Source organism: Caulobacter sp. GW821-FHT09B11, assembly GCF_059418205.1.
In genome coordinates this window covers 49,368-68,938 of the sequence record NZ_JBWKPK010000014.1, presented here as the reverse complement: position 1 = coordinate 68,938, position 19,571 = coordinate 49,368, and the positions used below count along the sequence as shown (strand labels likewise).

Annotated in this window: 13 protein-coding genes; 5 read left to right on the top strand and 8 right to left on the bottom strand. The window is 69.0% G+C overall.

The window, feature by feature from the left end:
* Positions 1-96: 96 nt before the first annotated feature.
* Together AC07N1_RS12245 and AC07N1_RS12240 are read right to left on the bottom strand one after the other, a co-directional pair.
* Entirely contained in the window at positions 97-597 is a 501-nt protein-coding gene (locus AC07N1_RS12245; protein ID WP_494672072.1) for a PraA/PraB family alkane oxidation protein activator, read from the bottom strand.
* Between the two features lie 210 nt (positions 598-807).
* Complete coding sequence (locus AC07N1_RS12240) at positions 808-3,759, bottom strand: TonB-dependent receptor (protein ID WP_494672071.1); 2,952 nt, start codon at positions 3,757-3,759, stop codon at positions 808-810.
* A gap of 334 nt (positions 3,760-4,093) precedes the next feature.
* On the opposite strand from AC07N1_RS12240, the gene AC07N1_RS12235 reads away from it, so the two are divergent.
* Positions 4,094-5,770 (top strand): FAD-binding dehydrogenase, encoded by a 1,677-nt coding sequence (locus AC07N1_RS12235; protein ID WP_494672070.1) that lies wholly within the window; start codon positions 4,094-4,096, stop codon positions 5,768-5,770.
* A 3-nt stretch (positions 5,771-5,773) separates the two neighbouring features.
* Positions 5,774-6,697, top strand: a complete 924-nt coding sequence (locus AC07N1_RS12230; RefSeq protein WP_494672069.1) for a bile acid:sodium symporter family protein — start codon at positions 5,774-5,776, stop codon at positions 6,695-6,697.
* Positions 6,698-6,851: 154 nt separating this feature from the next.
* Here the strand turns inward: AC07N1_RS12230 and AC07N1_RS12225 are convergent, their stop codons facing one another.
* Positions 6,852-7,766: a phytanoyl-CoA dioxygenase family protein gene (locus AC07N1_RS12225; RefSeq protein WP_494672068.1), complete on the bottom strand. Its 915-nt coding sequence runs from the start codon at positions 7,764-7,766 to the stop codon at positions 6,852-6,854.
* A 169-nt stretch (positions 7,767-7,935) separates the two neighbouring features.
* On the opposite strand from AC07N1_RS12225, the gene AC07N1_RS12220 reads away from it, so the two are divergent.
* Entirely contained in the window at positions 7,936-9,054 is a 1,119-nt protein-coding gene (locus AC07N1_RS12220) for a DegT/DnrJ/EryC1/StrS family aminotransferase (RefSeq protein WP_494672067.1), read from the top strand.
* Here the strand turns inward: AC07N1_RS12220 and AC07N1_RS12215 are convergent.
* The 3 genes from AC07N1_RS12215 to AC07N1_RS12205 are packed head-to-tail and all read right to left on the bottom strand — an operon-like array spanning position 9,038 to position 13,117.
* The gene (locus AC07N1_RS12215) at positions 9,038-10,504 is read right to left on the bottom strand and encodes an efflux transporter outer membrane subunit (RefSeq protein ID WP_494672066.1); all 1,467 of its coding nucleotides are present in this window, start codon (positions 10,502-10,504) and stop codon (positions 9,038-9,040) included. The two genes, AC07N1_RS12220 and AC07N1_RS12215, sit on opposite strands and share 17 nt — an antisense overlap.
* Positions 10,488-12,029 (bottom strand): MDR family MFS transporter, encoded by a 1,542-nt coding sequence (locus AC07N1_RS12210; protein WP_494672065.1) that lies wholly within the window; start codon positions 12,027-12,029, stop codon positions 10,488-10,490. The genes AC07N1_RS12215 and AC07N1_RS12210 overlap by 17 nt, the downstream gene beginning before the upstream one ends.
* The gene (locus AC07N1_RS12205) at positions 12,026-13,117 is read right to left on the bottom strand and encodes an HlyD family secretion protein (protein ID WP_494672064.1); all 1,092 of its coding nucleotides are present in this window, start codon (positions 13,115-13,117) and stop codon (positions 12,026-12,028) included. The genes AC07N1_RS12210 and AC07N1_RS12205 overlap by 4 nt, the downstream gene beginning before the upstream one ends.
* A 119-nt stretch (positions 13,118-13,236) precedes the next feature.
* On the opposite strand from AC07N1_RS12205, the gene AC07N1_RS12200 reads away from it, so the two are divergent.
* A complete protein-coding gene (locus tag AC07N1_RS12200) occupies positions 13,237-14,181 on the top strand; it encodes a LysR family transcriptional regulator (RefSeq protein ID WP_494672063.1) in 945 nt (314 codons plus the stop codon).
* 132 nt (positions 14,182-14,313) lie between these two features.
* Here the strand turns inward: AC07N1_RS12200 and AC07N1_RS12195 are convergent, their stop codons facing one another.
* Positions 14,314-16,224, bottom strand: a complete 1,911-nt coding sequence (locus AC07N1_RS12195) for a sensor histidine kinase (protein WP_494672062.1) — start codon at positions 16,222-16,224, stop codon at positions 14,314-14,316.
* A complete protein-coding gene (locus tag AC07N1_RS12190; protein WP_494672061.1) occupies positions 16,211-16,936 on the bottom strand; it encodes a response regulator in 726 nt (241 codons plus the stop codon). The genes AC07N1_RS12195 and AC07N1_RS12190 overlap by 14 nt, the downstream gene beginning before the upstream one ends.
* 511 nt (positions 16,937-17,447) lie before the next feature.
* On the opposite strand from AC07N1_RS12190, the gene AC07N1_RS12185 reads away from it, so the two are divergent.
* Entirely contained in the window at positions 17,448-19,562 is a 2,115-nt protein-coding gene (locus AC07N1_RS12185) for a TonB-dependent siderophore receptor (protein WP_494672060.1), read from the top strand.
* Positions 19,563-19,571: the final 9 nt, after the last annotated feature.

Here is a 19,571-nt window from a genome sequence, read left to right as displayed (position 1 = left end):
CCGCCGCTCTCTTGAACAAGAAACGCCGGGAACCCGAAGGCTCCCGGCGAGTCGAGGGGTGGATGGGACTTTCCAACCAGTTTCCCAAGCCGAGGCTTAGGAGATGACCAGCGGCGTGCTGCTGGTGACCTTCAGGGTGCCGGCCAGCGTACAGACGCTGGGGCTGCCGCCGATCTGGTTGTTCGGGGCGGCCTTGAAGGTCGCGCTGCCCGGCGAAGCGTTGCTCCAGTCCAGGGCGATGGTGCCCGAGCAGCTGCCCGCGATCGAGCTGGCCGCGATCCCCGACACGGTGATCTGGGTGGTCGAGTTCGGGGTCACGGTCCACGGGAAGCCCGAGGGCACCACCAGCCAGCCGCACTGCCAGCTGCCCGGCGCGAACGAGCCGCCGGTGATGGTGGCGAAGTTGCCCGACGGATCGACGGTGCCGCTCAGGGTGACGACGCAGTTGACGGTCGTGGTCTGGCTCAGGGTCAGGGTGCCGCCGAGCGTGAAGCTGGCGCCGGCCGGGGCGATGGTCGCGGCCGAGGCGGAGCTGGCGCCGGCCAGGCCGGCGAGGCCCAGGGCGGCGGCGGCGAGAACAGAAGCGGTCTTCAACATGACGTCTTCCTCCGATGTTTTTTTATTGCAACCCCGCATTGGGGCGGCGGGGTGATGCAACCCTCAAACGCGCAGGGAGTCAAACAAAATAATACAGCATTTTCAATGGCTTATATAGAGAGTCGCGCCAGCGCCCGGCGCTCTCTCCCAAGAGCGTCGGGCTAAAAAATCGCCGCCCCGAACGCCGGGGCGGCGAGTCACCGAGAGGGCCTAGAAGCGCTTGGACACGCTGACCGCGATGAGCCTTGGATCGAGGGTGAAGACGTTGGCCGTCAGGCCGGTGTCGTCGCTGTTGGTGAAGCTGTCGGTGATGGGGGTCTTGTCGAACAGGTTCTTGACGTAGGCCTGGAAGACCAGCCCGTCGGAGGGCTTCTCCAGCGTCACCGAGACGTTCACGTTGTTCCACGACTTCAGCCGGTCGTATTCGGTGTTGTAGACGCGGGCGTAGCTGCTGCCCTGGTAGTAGTAGTCGCCGCGCAGCGTCAGGGCCCAGTCGTCCTTGTGGAACGTGTACTGGGCGCCGATGTTGGCGGTCCAGTTGGGGGCGTTGGGCAACTCGTTGCCGCTGAGATCGGCCTCGAAGCCGCGGCCGCCGTTGGGAGCCTCGGTCAACGGGTCGTAGGTGAAGCCGAACAGCCTCCAGAACGGCAGCGACGAGGTGAAGTTCGGATTGAACGTCCCCGTCCGTAGCGAGCCGCCGCAGAGGGCCTGCAGCGCCAGGGTCTGCAGTTCCACCGGGAACGGCCGCGACAGCACGGTCTCGACGTACTTGGTCGGGGCCACGCAGTTGGACGGCACCTGCAGCCAGGGCCGCAGCACCATCCAGTCGGCGTTGCCCTGGGTGCGGTTCATGACGTCGATGGAGCCCTCGCCGTCGGCGATCCGCGTGTTCAGGTAGCCGAGGTTGGCGTCCAGGCGGAAGTCGCGGGTGGGCCGGAACACCGTCTCCAGTTCCACGCCCCAGGTGCGGGCGTCGAAGTTCTCGTTCAGCGAGATCCGGTCGACGATCTGCGACACCTGGTAGTCTTTGTAGTCGTAGTAGAAGGCGGTGGCGTTGAGGCGGATCATGCCGCCGGCCAGGGTGTTCTTGGTCCCGATCTCGAAGGCGTTGACGTATTCGGGATCGAAGGTCTCGGCCAGCGGCTGGTACTGGATCACCGTCGGGTTGATGTCGACCCGCGGCGGGTTGGCGCCGCCGCCCTTGTAGCCGCGCGAATAGGACGCGTAGATCAGGGTGGCGTCGGTGAAGCTGAACTCCGGCTTCCAGTCGACGACCAGGCGGCCGGTCAGAGCGTCCCACTGCTGGTCGATGTCCGGCAGGGCCGGATAGCCGCGGCTGACATAGCCGCCCGACGAGGTGCCCGGCGTGCCGCGGTCGGCGCCCAGCAGCAGCTGGCTCGGATAGGGCGTGCTGACCTTGCGGTCGTCGGTGTAGCGCAGGCCCGCGGTCAGCCGCCACGTGGGCGAGAGGTCGTAATAGGCCTCGCCGAACACGCCCCACGAACGGGTGTGGATGGCGTTCTTGCTGCGGAAGTAGTTGTGGCCGTCGCCCGCCAGGTTATCCAGCGACGAATAGTCGACATAGACGCATTCCTTGGCCGTCGTCGGCGTGCACAGCGAAGTCTGGCGACCCTGGTTGCTCGGCAGGGTGACGTCGACGTTGTAGTAGTACTCGGCCAGGAACGTGAACACGTTGTTGAACACGAAGTAGTCGTCGGCCGACTTGAAGTCGATGTAGTTGGCCCCGAGGCTGAAGTTGAACGGCCCGTCGAAGGCCGACTGCAGCCGCAGTTCCTGGGTCCACTGGCGATTGTCGGAGCGGCTGAGGTCGGCCGAGATCATCCGGTTCGACGTGCCCAGCTGCGGATCGGTGTAGTAGCCGCCCGGCAGCGCCGACTTGCCGACGATCGGCTGGCCCAGCACGTCGAACAGCCCGTCCGTGCTGCTGAAGATCGGGTTCGAGACGAAGCGGTTGTAGTCCTGGGTCGAGTAGTAGTCGTCCTTGGCGTAGGAGGTCTGCGAGATCAGCTTCAGCTTGTCGGTCAGGTCGAACTCGACATTGAACTGGAAGACGTCGTTCTTCACCCGGAAGACCGGGTCGTAGCTGGTGGCGATCTCGCGCAGGTCGCGCGACTGGGTCAGGCCGGCATAGGGATCGGTGCCCAGCGGCACGGCGAATACGGTCTGGCCGGCCCCGTTCTGGCCCAGCGACACCGAGGCCAGGAAGATGTGGGCGAAGGCGCCGCCGTTGGGCACGCCGTAGGCCGAGTCCTCGTACAGCGAGCCCGGCAGGCAGCCCTGGCTCAGGCGGTTGCGGATCAGCGCCGAGGTGATCGTCACGGCCCCGACCTTGGTCGGGCCCGGATCGGTGGTGCAGAGCTGCTTGCCCGTCCGCGAGCGGTTGTCGTCTTCCTCGAAGTGCTCCCAGATCGCGTTGGTGCGCAGGCGGCTGGTCGGCTCCCAGGCCGCCGACAGGCGGGTGGACCACAGGTCGCGGTCGTTCACCTTGGTGTCGTTGAAGCTGTTGTAGTCGAAGCCGTCGCGCTTGGTGGACGAGCCGGCCAGGCGCAGGGCGAAGGTCTCGCCGATCGGCACGTTGAGCACGGCCTGCATCCGCCGGCTGTCGTAGTTGCCTGCTTCGCCCTTGATGAAGCCCTCGAATTCCCGGCCCGGCAGGTTCGGGATCATGTTGACCACGCCGCCCGTGGCGTTGCGGCCGTAGAGGGTGCCCTGCGGCCCGCGCAGCACCTCGACGCGCGCGACGTCCAGGTATTCCTGCTCGAACAGCCGGTTGCGGATCAGCGGCGCGGAGTTGAAGCTGACGGCCACGGCGGGATCGCTGCTGGCCGAGATCGCCTTGGTCCCGACCCCGCGGATCGAGAAGTTGTACATGCTGAAGTTCGCCTTCGAGAAGGAGACGTTCGGCACGGCGCGCATCAGCTCGGAGCCGCCTTCGATCTTGCGTTCGTTGAGCGCTTCCGAAGACAGGGCCGTTACGGCGATCGGCACCTGCTGGATGGACTCTTCGCGCTTCTGCGCGGTGACGACGATGTCTTCGACTTGGGTCGCTTCCTGCGCCAAGGCCGGTCCCGCCGCCACGGCGAGCGCCATGGCGGATGCGGTGACGGCCAGACGCGCGCGTACGCAGGCTTTTGCAGCCATGCCCTATCCTCCCCTGCCCCGGCCAGCTCTGCGTCTGGCCCGGTGAACGTTTCCCCCGCCCCTCATCAATCTCCGCGCGGCATGGCGGCTCCGCCCCACGGCTGGGTTGTACGATCTACCTATTCACTAGCATGTCAATACATTACTTACATCGATGTTCAGTTACGCTACGGCAGCCTGGCGACACGCCTTTTCGGGCAAGGCCTCGCGCGTCGAAAGCCGCGTTCGCCGACCTTCCGCGGTCGGATGATCGGGTCGCTTCCTGACCTCGAATTAATATTTACATCACTGTAAAAATATCCAAGGTTCGGCGCCGAAACGGAGGGGCGAAAACATGGACGCGGACGTCATCGTCGTGGGGGGCGGGCTGGCCGGACTGGTGGCTGCCGACGAGCTGGTCCGGGCCGGCAAGCGGGTCGCCCTGCTCGACCAGGAGAACCCCGCCAACCTGGGCGGCCAGGCCTTCTGGTCGTTCGGCGGGCTGTTCCTCGTGAACTCGCCCGAGCAGCGGCGCATGGGCATCCGCGACAGCCTCGACCTGGCCTGGCGCGACTGGACCGGCAGCGCCGGCTGGGACCGGCTGGACGGACCCCTGCCGCAGGACGAATGGTCGGTTCGCTGGGGCCGGGCCTATGTCGAGTTCGCCGCCGGCGAGAAGCGCCACTGGCTGCGCCGCCACGGAATCTCGCTGACGCCGATGGTCGGCTGGGCCGAGCGCGGCGCCGGCCAGGCCAGGGGCCACGGCAACTCCGTGCCCCGCTTCCACGTCGCCTGGGGCACCGGCACGGGCGTCTCCGAGCCCTTCGCCGACAGCGCCCGCCAGGCGGCGTCCGACGGCAAGTTGAGCTTCCATCACCGCCACCGGGTCGACCACCTGCTGGTCGAGGGCGGCCGGGTCACGGGCGTCTCCGGCGCGGTGCTTGCGCCCGACGACGCCCCGCGCGGCGCGCCGTCCAATCGCGAGGTCGTGGGCGACTTCACGCTGAAGGCCCACGCCGTCGTCCTAGCCACCGGCGGCATCGGCGGCAACCATGATCTCGTCCGCCGCTACTGGCCCGAGCGCCTGGGAACCGCGCCCGCCAGCATGATCACCGGCGTGCCGGCCTATGTGGACGGCCGCATGCTCGACATCGCCGGCGACGCCGGGGCCCGCCTCGTGAACCGCGACCGCATGTGGCACTACGTGGAAGGCGTGCGGAACTGGGCGCCGATCTGGCCCAGCCACGCCATCCGTATCCTGCCCGGCCCTTCGTCGATGTGGTTCGACGCCCTGGGCCGGCGCCTGCCCTTCCCCGCCCTGCCCGGCTACGACACCGTCGCCACCCTGCGCCACCTGCGCACGACGCCGGACCTGGCGCAGCACGACCACAGCTGGTTCATCGTCACCCAGAAGATCCTCGAGAAGGAGTTCGCCCTCTCCGGTTCCGAGCAGAACGGCGACATCACCAACCGCCGGCGCCTGGCTCTCCTGAAGTCCCGCCTGGGCAAGGGCGCGCCGCCCGAGGTCGACGCCTTCAAGCGCAACGGCGCCGACTTCGTGGTCGCCGAGCGGCTGGAGGATCTGGTGGCCAAGATGAACGGGCTGACGAAGACGCCCCTGCTCGACGCCGCCCTGGTCCGCCGCCAGATCGAGGATCGCGACGCCCAGATCGCCAACCCATTCGCCAAGGACCTGCAGGTCATGGGCATCCACAACAGCCGCCGGTCGCTGGGCGACCGTTTGGCCCGCACGGCCGCGCCGCACCGGATCCTCGACCCGGCCGCCGGACCGCTGATCGGGGTCAAGCTGCACGTCCTGACCCGCAAGTCGCTGGGCGGGCTGCAGACCGACCTTTCCAGCCGCGTGCTGACCCCCGACGGCCAGGTGCTGGAGGGACTCTATGCGGCCGGCGAGGCGGCGGGTTTCGGCGGCGGCGGCCTGCACGGCTACAACGCCCTGGAGGGCACCTTCCTGGGCGGCTGCATCTTCTCGGGACGGGCGGCGGGCCTGGCCCTGGCCGGCGGGGTCTGAGCCTTGGAGGGCCTGGCCTCGCCCCTGATCACCACCGGCCTGCCGGCGGCGCTGGGGATCATCATGTTCGGGCTGGGGCTCGACCTGACCCCGGCCGACTTCACCCGCGTGGCCCGCCAGCCGCGCGCGGCCGTGGTCGCCCTGGCCTGCCAGGTGCTGATCCTGCCGCTCGTCGCTTTCGCCCTGGCGCTGCTGTTCGACCTGCCGCCGGCCATGGCGGTCGGGCTGATGCTGCTGGCGGCCTCGCCCGGCGGCACGGCGGCCAATCTCTACAGCCACCTCTTCCGCGGCGACGTGGCGCTGAACGTCAGCCTGACGGCGATCAACTCGGTGCTGGCCGTCGTCACCCTGCCGCTGGTCGTCAACCTGGCCATAGCCGGGTTCGAGCCCGGCGACGCCCGGGTCGGCCTGCGGCTGGACAAGACGGTCGAGGTGTTCCTGGTGGTGCTGGTCCCCGTGGCGCTGGGCATGCTGACCAGACATCTCAAGCCGCGCTTCGCCCGCGCCATGGACAAGCCGGTGCGCATCGCCTCCAGCCTGTTCCTGGCCATGCTGGTGATCGGCGCCGTGGCCTCGAACCTGGCCGAACTGCGCGACGAAATCCTGGCCCTGGCCGGCGTCACCGTCGTCTTCTGCCTGGCCAGCCTGACCCTCGGCTTCGTCGTGCCGCGCCTGCTGCGCGTGCCCCGCGCCCAGGCCATCGCCAGCGCCTTCGAGGTCGGCCTGCACAACGCCGCCCTGGCCATCGTCATCGCCCAGTCGGTGCTGCAACGCCCCGAGGTCAGCCTCCCGGCCGCCGTCTACGGCGTGGCCGCCTTCCCCCTGGCGGCGCTGTTCGGGGTGGTGGTGACGCGAATGGCCGGCGCCGTGCGTGATCCTCGTCCTTCGACGAACTCAGCCCCGAACTCCTCGTCATCCCGGCCGTAGCGAAGCGGAGAGCCGGGACCCAGTGGACTGGGCGTGTCGGTCAAACTCAGCCTCGTAAGCGTTGGCCATCGCCGTACGGCCGCCCCTGGGTCCCGGGTCTGCGGTCCGCTGCGCGACCCTTCGCTGAGGGGAGGCTCCGGAGTTGGAGACGCCCCTACGCCTCGTTGACGCTGTTGGACTTCACCTTGGCCGCGCCGGCCTCGTCGAGATCGTTGCGCGTCGCCGTCAGGCTCAGCGGGCCCTTCAGCGTGGCGTTGACCGCGTCGATGCCGGTGTCCTTGCGCGAGGCCTTGCGGGCGATCAGGTAGCGCAGCGACAGGCGCTCGTGATCGGCGGCGTCGGGCTGGGTGCCGTGCAGGGTGCAGGCGTGCCACATGGCGGCATAGCCGGCCGGGCCGACCAGCAGGTGCTGCGGGCAGTGCACCTGCCCGCCCTTGCGGTCGCTGTAGGTCCAGCCGGTCTCGTCCTTGGTCAGGTCGTGCGGAAACAGCGTGCCGCCCAGGGTCTGGCTGTTCTCCAGCAGGAACAGCGGCGCATCGCGCTCGCCCACGTCGTGCAGGTAGACATAGAGGGTGATGAAGTCGGCTTCCCGGTCCTTGTAGTCGATCAGGTCCTGGTGGAAGTCGATGCCGTAGAAATAGGTCACGTCCCGGTACTGCGGCTTCACGTAGGGGCCCAGGTTGTTGACCGGGTTGCCGTGGATCCGTGTCTTCAGCCACTGGGGCACGGCCGAGGCCGGCACGCCGCAGATCAGCTTCTTGAGCAGGATCTCGTAGTCGTCGCCCAGCAGGCCGGCCACGGCGCCGGTCAGGCCGGCGTCCTTCTCGACGAAGGCCAGCTCCTCGTCGAAGCGCTCCAGCAGGTTGCGGCCGGGGGCCGGATTGACGCCGACATACTGCGGGTTGGCGTCGAATTCCTCTTCGCTGAGGAACAGCTCTTCACCGAAGCTGCGCAGATCACGGATGCGGGCGAGCAGTCGGCCCGCCGCATCGGCGTCCAGGCCGCCGGGAAGCACGTGATAGCCGCGCTCGATCAGATCCCGCACGGGGCCGGGCGACGTAGCCGACATCGAAAGCTTCTCCATGTCCGCCGAACGGGACGGCGACGGATGAGATGAATACCGCCACCCAATACCGCTTCTGGGCGACGAGGCAATCCGTCGCAACCCGTACACGGCTCCGGTTAGCGTCCGTTAACCATGTGACGCGCAGGCTACGTACCGCATTCGGGGATTCTCAATGGCCAAGACCGCCCGCAATCCGCGCGCCGACATCATTACGCCGATCGCGGTCGCCAAGCCTCGTCTGCCCCAGGCCGATGCGATCCTTCCCTATCTTCGCCGCATCGACACGGCCCGCTGGTACTCCAATTTCGGTCCGCTGGTGCAGGAACTGGAAGAGCGCCTGGCCCATCGATTCGGTCCCAGCGCCCTGGCCGTCACCTGCAGCAACGCCACCCAGGGCCTGACCCTGGTCCTCAAGGCGCTGGGCGCGACGCCCGGAACCCTGTGCGCCATGCCGTCCTGGACGTTCGTGGCCACCGCCCACGCGGCCGTGCAGGCCGGGCTGATGCCCTGGTTCCTTGACGCCGACCACGACAGCTGGATGCTGACCCCGGAGACGCTGGAGGCGGCCCTGCCGCGCGCGCCCGGCCCGGTCAGCGCCGTGATCATCGTCGCCCCGTTCGGACGCATGCCCGACGTCGCCGCCTGGCTGGCCTTCCAGGACCGCACCGGCGTCAAGGTGATCCTCGACGCGGCCGCCGCCTTCGACGCCGCCGGCGACGCGCGCCTGCCGACGGTCGTCAGCCTGCACGCCACCAAGGTCCTGGGCATGGGCGAAGGCGGCTATGTCGTCACCGACGACCCGGCCATGGCCAGCCGGCTGCGCCGCCTGACGGGCTTCGGCTTCGAAGGCTCGCGCCTGTCGCAGCACGCCGCCACCAACGCCAAGATCAGCGAGTACGCCGCGGCGGTGGGCCTGGCCGCGCTCGACGCCTGGCCGGGCGACCGGCTGCGCTGGTTCACCGCCGCCCAGACCCTGCGGCAGGCCCTGTTCTCGTCCGACCTGGGCTTCCAGCCGGGCTGGGGCCACGACTGGACGACCAGCGTCTGCGTGGTCGGCACGCCGGACGGCGCCGCGCCGCGGCTGGCCGCCGCCCTGCGCGCCGCCCAGATCGACACCCGCCAATGGTGGGGCGACGGCTGCCACGCCTCGCCCGCCTTCGCCGACTGCCCGCGCACCGACCTGCCCAACACCGAGCGCCTGGCGCAATCGACGCTGGGCCTGCCGTTCTACATGGACCTCGACGCGGCCGACGCCGCGCGGATCGCCGACATCCTCAAGACGGCCGGCTGAGCCGCCAGTCGGCGCCGGTCGCGGCGAACAGCCGGATCGCGTCGGCCAGCCGGCGCCCTTCGGCGCGGGCCCGTCCCGACCGCGCCCCGTTCAGCGCCCGCTGGGCGTCGATCACCTCCAGCATCGTGCCGCCGCCGCGATCTACGGCCAAGCGCGCCAGCCGCAGGCGTTCGCTGGCCTGGACCTCGACGCGGTCCTGCGCCGCCAGGCTCGCCTCGTCGGCCGACAGGGCCGCCAGCGCATCGGCCACCTGGCCGAAGGCGCTCAGCACCGTCTGCTGGTAGCGGGCCGAGGCGACGCGGGCGGCCGCCCTCGCCTGCTCGCGCCGCGCCTTCAGCGTTCCGCCGTCAAACAGCGGGGCGGTCAGGCCCGCGCCCACATCCCAGCCGCTGGCGTCGTAGCTGAAGATGTCCTTCGGCTTCAGCGCGCCCTGGGTCAGCGAGGCGCTGAGCTTGAGGTTCGGATAGAGGTCGGCCGTCGCCACGCCGATATCGGCGGTGGCGGCGTGCAGTTCGGCCTCGGCGGCCAGGATGTCCGGACGCCTGCGCACCAGGGCCGATGGCAGGACGACCGGCACGGGGGCCGACAGCTTCAGGGTGTCGAGCGTGAAGGCCGGCGGCGTCCAGTCGGCCGGGGCCTTGCCGACCAGCATGGCCAGGGCGTGGCGGGCGGCCGCCAGTTCGCCTTGCAGCGGCGGCAGCTGCGCGCGGTCCTGCTCGAGTTGGGCCTGGGCCGAGACGCCGGCCTGGCGGGTCGCCCCGCCCAGGGCGTCGGCGCGGCGCACCAGGACGATGTTGGCCTCGTCGTCGGCGATCATCTGTTCGACGCTGGCGATCTGGGCCTGGAGCGCAGCGATGGTCGCCGCCTGCAAGGCGATATTGGCCGTCAGGCTGAGATAGGCCGCCTCGGCGCGCCGGCCTTGCGCCTCGGTCCGGGCCGTCGCGCCCTCGATCCGGCGCTTCTGGCCGCCCCAGAGGTCGAGGTCGTAACCGACCCCGGCGCCGACCGAATAGAGGCTGAAGGTCGGGTTGCTGAGCGTGACGTCGCCGAAGCTGGTGAAGCCGAAGGCCTGCAGATTGGCGCGTTCGCGGTCGATCCCGGCGTTGGCGCTGACCTGCGGCCCGGCCTGGCCGTGAACGGCCGCCAGGGCCGACCGCGCCTGGGCCAGGGTGGCGTCGGCCTCGACCAGCGTCGGGTTGTCGGCCAGGGCCTGGCGGATCACCGCGTCCAGCTCGGGCGAGCCAAGCGCGGTCCACCAGGGGCCGAGGCCGGCCTGGTCCAGCGTGGCGGCGGCCGGAGCGGCCTCGTCCCTGGCCAGGTAGCCGGCCGTCTTCGGGGCCTGCGGCGCCTGGAAGTTCGGGCCGACAGTGGTGCAAGCCGATGCAAGCGCGGCGAGGCTGACGACGCCCGCGAGGGCGGCCAGGCGGGAGGTCTTAGTGGTCGGCGACATGAACGGTCTCGCCCCCTTTGGCTTTCGGGGTTCGCATGAGCAGGATGAGCGGTGAGCAGGCCACGGTGATGACCAGCATCAGGCGGAAGTCGTCGAGATAGGCCAGCATCGAGGCCTGGCGGTTGATGACGCCGTTGAACGCCGCCATGGCGTTCTGGCTCAGGAACACGCTCTTGGCGTAGGCCTGGTAGAGCGGATTGTCGGGCCGGGCGTGCTCGACCAGCACGGCGTGGTGCTTCTCGATGCCGCTGACGAACAGGGCCTGCATGATCGAGATGCCGGCCGCCGAGCCGATGTTGCGCACCAGGGTGAAGAGGCCCGCGCCCTCGGCCCGCAGCTCCGGCTTCACCGTGGCGAAGGCGATGGTGCTGAGCGGCACGAAGATCAGGCCGGTTCCCGCCCCCGACAGGAAGCCGGAGATGATGATCAGGTGGGTGTCCATGCCCAGGCTGAAATGGCTCATCTGCCACAGCGACACGACGCTGACGGCCATGCCGATCGCCAGGATCAGCTTGATGTTCATCCGCCCGACCAGCTGGCCGACGGCGAACATGGCGATGAAGGAGCCCAGGCCCCGGGGCATGGAGACCAGGCCCGTGAAGGCCACCGGATAGCCCAGCAGGGTCTGCATCATCGGCGGCAGCAGGGCCAGGGTGCTGTAGAGCAGTATGCCGATGAAGAAGCCGAAGAAGCAGCAGGTCAGGAAGTTGGCGTCGGCCAGCAGGGCGCGCGAGACGAACGGTTTTTCCGCCGTCGCCAGCTGCACGGCGAACACCCACAGCGAGATCCCGCAGACGATCAGGTAGGTCCAGATCTCGGCCGAGCCCAGCCAGTCCTGGCCCGGCCCGCGATCCAGCATCAGCTGGAAGGCGCCGATGGCGATGGCCAGGCTGGCGAAGCCCAGGATGTCGAAACGCTTCTTCTCGGTCCCCTTCTTCTCGGACAGGAAGAAGAACACGCCGCAGAAGGCCAGCACCCCGACCGGCAGATTGATGAAGAACACCCAGCGCCAGTCGAGATTGTCCGTCAGCCAGCCGCCCAGGGCCGGGCCCAGGATAGGCCCCAGCACCGCGCCGGCGCCCCACACGGCCATGGCCTGGCCGTGGCGCTCGGGCGGGTTGATGTCGAGCAGCACCGCCTGCGACAGCGGGATCAGCGCCGCGCCGAACAGGCCCTGCAACAGCCGGAACAGCACGATCTCGACCAGGCTGTTGGCCACGCCGCACAGCATCGAGGCGATGGTGAAGCCGACGATGCAGACGTTCAGCACCATCTTGCGGCCCAGGCGCTCGGTCATGAAGCCGGTCAGCGGCGTCATGATCGTGGCGGCCACGATGTAGGAGGTCAGCACCCAGGTGATCTGGTCGGCCGAGGCCGAGACGCTGCCCTGGATGTGCGGCAGGGCGACGTTGGCGATCGTCGTGTCCAGCGAGATCATGATCGTCGCCAGCATCACCGAGACGGTGATGGGTCCTCGGTTGGCGACGTCGCGATCGTGGCCGGAAAGGGCCCGCGCGGCGTTCATCCCTGGCGGCCCGAGCGGACGTCCACCGTCGCCTTGGCGCTGAGGCCCGCGCCCAGGTTGCCCGGAACGGCCTCGTCGAGGATCAGGCGCACAGGCACGCGCTGCACCACCTTGACCCAATTGCCGCTGGCGTTCTCTGCCGGCAGCAGGGCGAAGCTGGAGCCGGTGCCGGGGCTGAAGCTGGCCACGTGGGCCTTCAGCGGATGGTCGTAGGCGTCGACCTTGATGCTGGCCGGCTGGCCGACGCGCATGTGGGCCAGCTGGTCTTCCTTGAAGTTGGCCTCGACCCAGGGCTTGCCCGAGATCAGCCAGAACACCGGCTGCGAGGCGGTGACGCGGGCGCCGACCTGCAGCTGCTCGACCTTGGCCACCACGCCGTCGGCGGGGGCGACCACGGCGGCGTAGGAGCGGTCGAGCCTGGCGCGCTCGAGGCGGGCCTGGGCTTCCAGCACCTTGGGCTGGCGCTCGGTCGGGGCGTCGGGCGAGCCGCCCAGGTCGGCCAGGGCCGTGGCGATCTGCTGGCGGACCACGCCGATCTGGCGCTGGGCCTGGTCGGCGGCGTGGCGGGCCTCGTCGGCCTGGGCCTGGGTGGCGACGCCGGCGGCGGCCAGGTCGCGCTGGCGGGCGGCCTCGCGCCTGGCGTAGACGGCGATCTCCTCGGCGGCGGCCATGTCGGCCAGCCGCTGGCCGTAGACGGCGCGGCGGGCCTGGACGTCGTAGCGGGCCTGGGCCAGGGCCGCCTCGGCTTCCGACACCGCGACCTGGTAGTCGGCAGGATCGAGGCGGAACAGGACCTGGCCCTTCTTCACGGGCTGGTTCTCGCCGACCTCGATGCCGATCACCCGGCCGTCGATGCTGGCGCTGATGGCCGTGCGGCTGGACTGGATATAGGCGTTGTCGGTGGTCTCGGACTTGCCGCCGGTCAGCACGACGACGCCGACCCCCGCCAGCACGACCAGCGGAACGCCGACCATCAGCGGCAGGCGAAGCTTTTGGCCCAGCGTCCTGCCTTGCACCTTGCCCTGCCGCTTGCGGGCCGCATCGGCCTCGGCTTCGGCGATGGCGTCATAACCTTCAGCGTCGCTCACGCGCTGCTCCACGTCTCTTCGAGTTTTCGGGAATCGCCAGGTCCGTTCGATCGCGAACCTTGGCCGGGCAAATAGGACTCCACCGGTCATGAGTGAAATGATATCTCTTCACGACAGCCATGAACGCCGTGAATTTCAGAACCGCCGACCTCAATCTCTTCCGGGTGTTCGTCACCCTGCTGGAGGAGAAGAACGCCACCCGCGCCGGTGAGCGCCTGGGGCTTTCGCAGTCGGCCGTGAGCCACGCCCTGCGCCGCCTGCGCGAGATGGTCGGCGACGACCTCTTCGTGCGCGGCCAGACCGGCCTGCGCCCCACGCCCCGCGCGCTGGAGATCGCCGAGACCGCCCGCACGGCCCTGAAGCTGCTGGAGACGGCGGTCCTGGCCCCGCGCTTCGACCCGTCCGTCGACCAGCACGCCTTCAACGTCGCGGCCGGCACCTACATCACCTACGTGCTGGGTCCGCTGATCGCCGAGCGGGTGATGGCGGTAGCGCCCAACGTCCAGGTCCACTTCCGCAACCTCTACGCCGGCATGACCGAGGACCTCGACACCGGCCGGCTCGACATGGTCATCGGCTGTTTCGAGGCCGTGCCCGGCCGCTTCACCCACACCCGGCTGTTCGACGAGAGCGGCGTCTGGGTCGCGCGGGTCGGCCATCCGGCCGTCGCCAACGGACTGAACCACGCGGCCCTGGCCCGCCTGCCGCGCCTGGGCGTGACCGGCGGCAACGACGACCCCGACCGCACCTCGGCGGGCCATCTGGGCCTGCGCAGGGTCACCTCCTGGGGCGAGCGCTACGCCCTGGGCGAAAGCCCCAATCCGTCGTTCTCGGTGCAGGACTCGTTCAGCGCCCTGAACATGGTCAGCCGGTCGGACATGATCTGCATCCTGCCCCGGCGCCTCGCCCAGACCGCCGCCGAGCGCGGCAAGGTGGTGATGATCGAGCCGCCCGACGCGCCGCCGCCGACGCCGTTCGGCGCGGTGACGCGGGCCAGCGACGCCCCGGACTCGCCCAACGGCTGGCTGCTGGAACTCTGCCGCGAGGCCGGCGCGCTGCTCTGACGGCTCAGCGCGTGGTCCTCGTCCTTCGACAGGCTCAGGATGAGGACCATTGTGAGCTCTGCGGAAGAAAAACCTCATCCTGAGCTTGTCGAAGGACGAGGTTTTCGCCCCTCACATCGGCCCCGATCCCAGCTAACCAGCTTTCTCGACCGGCACCACCAGCACCAGGCACGCGCCGCGCGGATGCGGCTCCCAGACGATCGCGCCGCCGATCGCCTCGGCGCGCCGCTGCTGGTTGGCCAGACCCCGCCCCATCGACGGCGTCGCCGGATCGAAGCCCCGGCCGTCGTCACGCACCCGGATCTCGACGCGCCCGTCGGCGGCGATCACCGACACCGCCACCTCGCCCGCCCCGGCGTGCTTGAGGATGTTGGCGAAGGCCTCCTGCAGGATGCGCAGGATGTGCAGGGCGTGGCGCTGGTCCAGCCATTCCAGCGGCGGCACCTCGCCGGCGCTCCAGCTCAACCTGACGCCGCTGGCCTCCAGCCGCGGCTGGAGGCGGAACCGCAGGGTGGCCAAGAGCAGCAGCAGGTCGGTCTCGACCGGCTCCATGGAGTCGATGGTCAGCTTCAGGTCGTCGATGCAGCCGCGCAGTATGCCGACGGTGTCGAGGTCGGGGGCGCGGTCGCTTTCGAAAGCCCGCAGCGCCCCGACCAGGGTCGAGCCCAGGCCGTCGTGCATGTCCTGCATCAGCCGCTGGCGTTCCTGGTGCAGCAGTTCGCGGTGCTCGACCTCGCGCAGCCTGGCGTGGCTGGCGGTCAGCTCGGCCTCGCGCCGGGCCAGCCGCCGCGCCAGATCGGCCTTGGACGTGGTCGCCGTTTCCAGCGCCTCGGTGTAGCGGCTGAACATCACGTACCAGAAGATCAGGGTGAACCCGACGCCGGCGAAGTTGGTCAGGAACACGCTCTCGATGTCCACCAGGTTCTGCTGCAGCGACCAGTCGTAGAGGCCAGAGGCCACGGTCACCAGGCACCAGACCGCCAGCAGCGTGGCGAAGCTGAGGCCCGCCCGCCGCACCTGGCGCAGCCAGTTGGCGGCGACGGCGAGGCCCAGCGCCAGCATGTTGATGTAGATCAGCGCCGAGATCAGGGTGGCGTCCAGCAGGCCCGGCAGGGTCGCGATCGTCCAGGCGCCGCCGTTGGCGACGATCGCCAGGGTCAGGCGCGGCTGGCGCGTCCCCTGCAGTTCGCCGGCGAACAGGTGCAGCACCACGATCATCCAATAGGGCGAATTGACCGTGATCCAGCCGAACCAGGCGTCGGAGACCACCAGCGGGTGCACGCCCACGAAGGTGTGCAGCATGCGCAGGAAGCACACCGCCGACATCGCAAAGAACAGCAGGTAGATCGGCTCGCCGCGCCGGCTGAACCAGACGAACAGCGCGAAGACGCCCGTGGCCAGGAACGCCGCCGCCGAGAAGGCCGGCAGCTGCACCTGGAAGAACGCCCGCAGGTAATAGCGTGGCGCCAGTTCGCGATAGGTCCCGATCCAGACTGACGAGAACGCCCCGCCGATCCCGCGCACGTGCTGCAGGCGAACATCGAGGGTGCGCGGCGGATGCGAGGCGGTGGTGCGCGGCAGGGCGATCCAGAGCGGCTGGTTGGAGCCGTTCCATTGCAGGTTGGCGTGCGACTGCTCCACCAGCCGGCCGTCGGCGTAGATCGCCAGCGTGCCGTCGGACTTCCAGCGCGGGATGTAGAGATAGAGCTGGCGGCCGTCGTCGGGCAGCGGCGGAACAGCCAGAGCGTACCAGGTGACCTGGGTGGCGATGCGCTGCGGCGCGGCGTCGGCGGTGGGCAGCCAGGTCGGCCGGGGCGCATGCGGCAGGGTCACCACGACCGCGCCCCTGGGAGCCTGGCTGCCGGGCGGCGGCGGCTGGTAGCCGAGCGTCTCGGCCGAACTCAGCCGCGCGGTGACGATCCGCTCGCCCCCCGCCCTCGCCTGCACGGCCACGGCGAGACCGAGAGCCACCAGCACAGTAGCCGCCAATGCGATCAGCGGAGCCCAGCGCGTCGACAGGATCGCGCGTCTAAAGGAGGCCATGGGCGCGGGCCTCGAACACCGCCTCGGTCTTCGAGCGGACCTCCAGCTTGGTGTAGATGCGACGCACAAAGGTCAGGACGGTGTTGCGCGATATGCCCATCAGCTCGGCGATCTCGTCGAACGAAAAGCCGCGCGTGATCAGCTGCAACGTCTCCTTCTCGCGCTCCGACAGGCTGGGGACCGCGCCCTTGTCGACCGCCGCCTCCTGCTCGGCCGGACGTTCGCCCCGCTGTTCGTCGGGGCGAAAGCGCATCAGCACCTGACGGGCGATGCGCGGGCTGATCGGGCTGCCGCCGCCGTGCAGCACGCGGATGTCCTGGGCGATGGCCGGCAGCGGGCTGTCCTTGAGCAGATAGCCGCTGGCCCCGGCCTCGATCGAGGCGATGACGTGGTGCTCATCGGCGAAGGTGGTCGCCACCATGATCGCGCAGCCGGGCCAGCGGCCGTGGGCCTCGCGGATCACGTCGATGCCCGAACCGTCCGGCAGGCCCAGATCCACCACCAGCACGTCGGCCGGCGATCCGGCCAGCATGGCGCGGGCCTGCGCCACCGTGGTCGCCACGCTGGAGACCGCCAGGTCCGGCGCGTCGGCCAGGGCCTTGCGGAAGGCCTCCTGGAACGCGGCGTCGTCCTCCACCAGGACCACCTGCAGCGCCGGAGGGTTCCGCGGGTTCTGCGGCGTCTGCGGCGTCGCCTCGGCGCCCATTCCCATCCCCCTCTTCCGCCCCGGTGAAATCCAGGCTCGACCTCGATGAAGTCCAAGCCCGGCAAGGAATCGCAGAGCCCGCGCGAGTCGGCGTCATCATATCTTGCGACGGGGCTCACATTGCTCCGCAAGCGTGTGCGCGGCAACTAATGGCGGCCCGGTTGATCGCCGGGCGCGAGCGCCGGCGCCGAGGGTCCTGCAACACGGACCTCGACGCCACGGGGGGCGCACGAAAGCAAGGGGCGCCGCACGACCGAGGCGGCGACGATACGGCGTCCCTTGCCGGCTCCCGACACCACCACCATCGCCGGCGCTTCGTGGACAGGCGCGGCCTGGACCACGTCAACGCCAGCCTGATCAGCTACCCTTGAGATATTTGGAAATACAATTGCGAGTGATTTGCAATCGTAGCCTCCCCTCGCTATAGCCTGCCGGAAGCCGACACCGTCGGCGTCCGGATTATTTAGCGCCGCCTCCCTTTGCGTGATCGCAAGCGGCGCAACCAAGGGGTGGCCCCATGTTCCTGAAGACCACGCTGCTGGCGAGCGGCGCTTTCCTGGCGCTCGCGGCTCCCGCGCTCGCCCAGACGACGATCGACACCACCGACGTCGAGGGCGTGGTCGTCACCGGCGCCTATACCGTCAACAGCCGTGTCGACACGGCGACGGGCCTGGGCCTGACCCTGCGCGAGACGCCGCAGTCGGTCACGGTGATCACCGCCCAGCGCATCCTCGACCAGAACCTGTCGACGATCGCCGATGTCGTGCGCAACACCGCCGGCGTCTCGATGGTCGAGGTCGACGACGTGCGCAACGTGTTCAACGCCCGCGGCTTCGAGATCAAGAACTACCAGATCGACGGCGTGCCGCTGTCGTGGAGCCTAGCCGGCGATAGCGGCGAGACCGTCGCCGACGTGTCGATCTACGAGCGCATCGAGATCGTGCGCGGCGCCACCGGCCTGCTGACCGGCGCCGGCGATCCCTCGGCCTCGATCAACCTGGTGCGCAAGCACGCCGACTCCCGCGAGTTCAAGGGTTCGGTCACCGGCTCGCTCAGCAGCTGGGACCGCCGCCGTCTCGAGACCGACCTCTCGGGCGCGATCAAGGACGGCGCGATCCGCGGCCGCTTCGTGGCCAAGTATGAGCAGGGCGACACCTATTTCGACCGCCAAACCACCGAGAAGCACGTGCTCTACGGCGTGGTCGAGGCCGACCTGACCGACACCACCCTGCTGCGCGTCGGCGCCAGCCAGCAGGTCACCACGCCGAACGCGGCGTTCTGGGGCTCGCTGCCGAGCTTCTACACCGACGGCACGCGCACGAACCTGCCGATCTCGACCAACACGGCCGCCAACTGGTCGTACTGGGACACGACCAACACCAACTACTTCGCCAACCTGACGCACAGCTTCGCGAACGGCTGGAAGGTCTCGTTCAACTACAACCGCATGATCAACGAGCAGGACTCCCAACTGCTCTATCTCTACGGCACAATCGACCGCACTACGGGCGTCGGTCTGGCCACCTGGCCCTACAAGAGCAAGGGCGAGACCACCCAGGACAGCTTCGACATCCAGCTGCACGGCGACTACTCGCTGTTCGGCCGCGAGCATGACTTCACCGTCGGCGCCCTGCGCAGTGTCCAGAAGTCGGACGTGGTCTACTACCAGGCCGGCGGGGCCAACGCCTTCCTGCCGGCGACCAGCATCTACAGCTGGGACGGCAACTTCCCGCAGCCGACCTTCGCTACGACGCCCACCCAGTACACCGACAATGAGACCGAGCAGAGCGGCTTCTTCGCCGCCACCCGCCTCAACGTCACCGACGCCCTGAAGGTGGTCGGCGGGGCGCGGATCTCGGCCTGGAAGCGCAGCGGCCTGAACGGCGGCACGCAAGAGAACTACTCGTCGGACAACGTCGTCATCCCTTATGTCGGCGTGCTCTACGACCTGACCCCGACGCACCGCCTCTACGGCAGCTACACGGAAATCTTCCAGCCGCAGAACCTGCGCGACGTCAACGGCACGGTGCTCGATCCGGTCACCGGCAAGGCCTATGAGCTGGGCCTCAAGAGCGCGTTCTTCGGCGACGTGCTGCAATCGACCATCGCCGTCTTCAAGATCCAGCAGGACGGCGTGGGCCAGGCGACCGGCCAGTTCGTGATCGGCAACCCGACCGAGCAGGCCTATGCGCCGGCCGACGGCGCCGAGAGCACTGGCTTCGAGCTGGAACTGCTGGGCCGCGTCACCCCCAACTGGAAGGTCAGCGCCAACTACGCCCAGTTCGAGGTCGAGGACTCGAGCGGCGCCAAGGTCAACACCGACCAGCCGCGCAAGAGCTTCTCGCTGTTCACGACCTACGAATTCAACGGCGCGCTTGACGGCCTGACCGTCGGCGGCGGCGTCAACTGGCGCGACACCATCTACTCGGTCACCGGCTCGGCCCGGATCGAGCAGGAGGCTTTCGCCTTGGTAAACCTGATGGCTCGCTACGAGATCAACGACAACCTATCGGTGCAGGCCAACGTCGATAACCTGTTCGACGAGACCTACTACAGCCAGATCAGCTATTTCAGCCAATACCGCTACGGCGCGCCGCGCAACTACACGGTCGCCTTGAAGTACGCGTTCTGATCCGAAGCA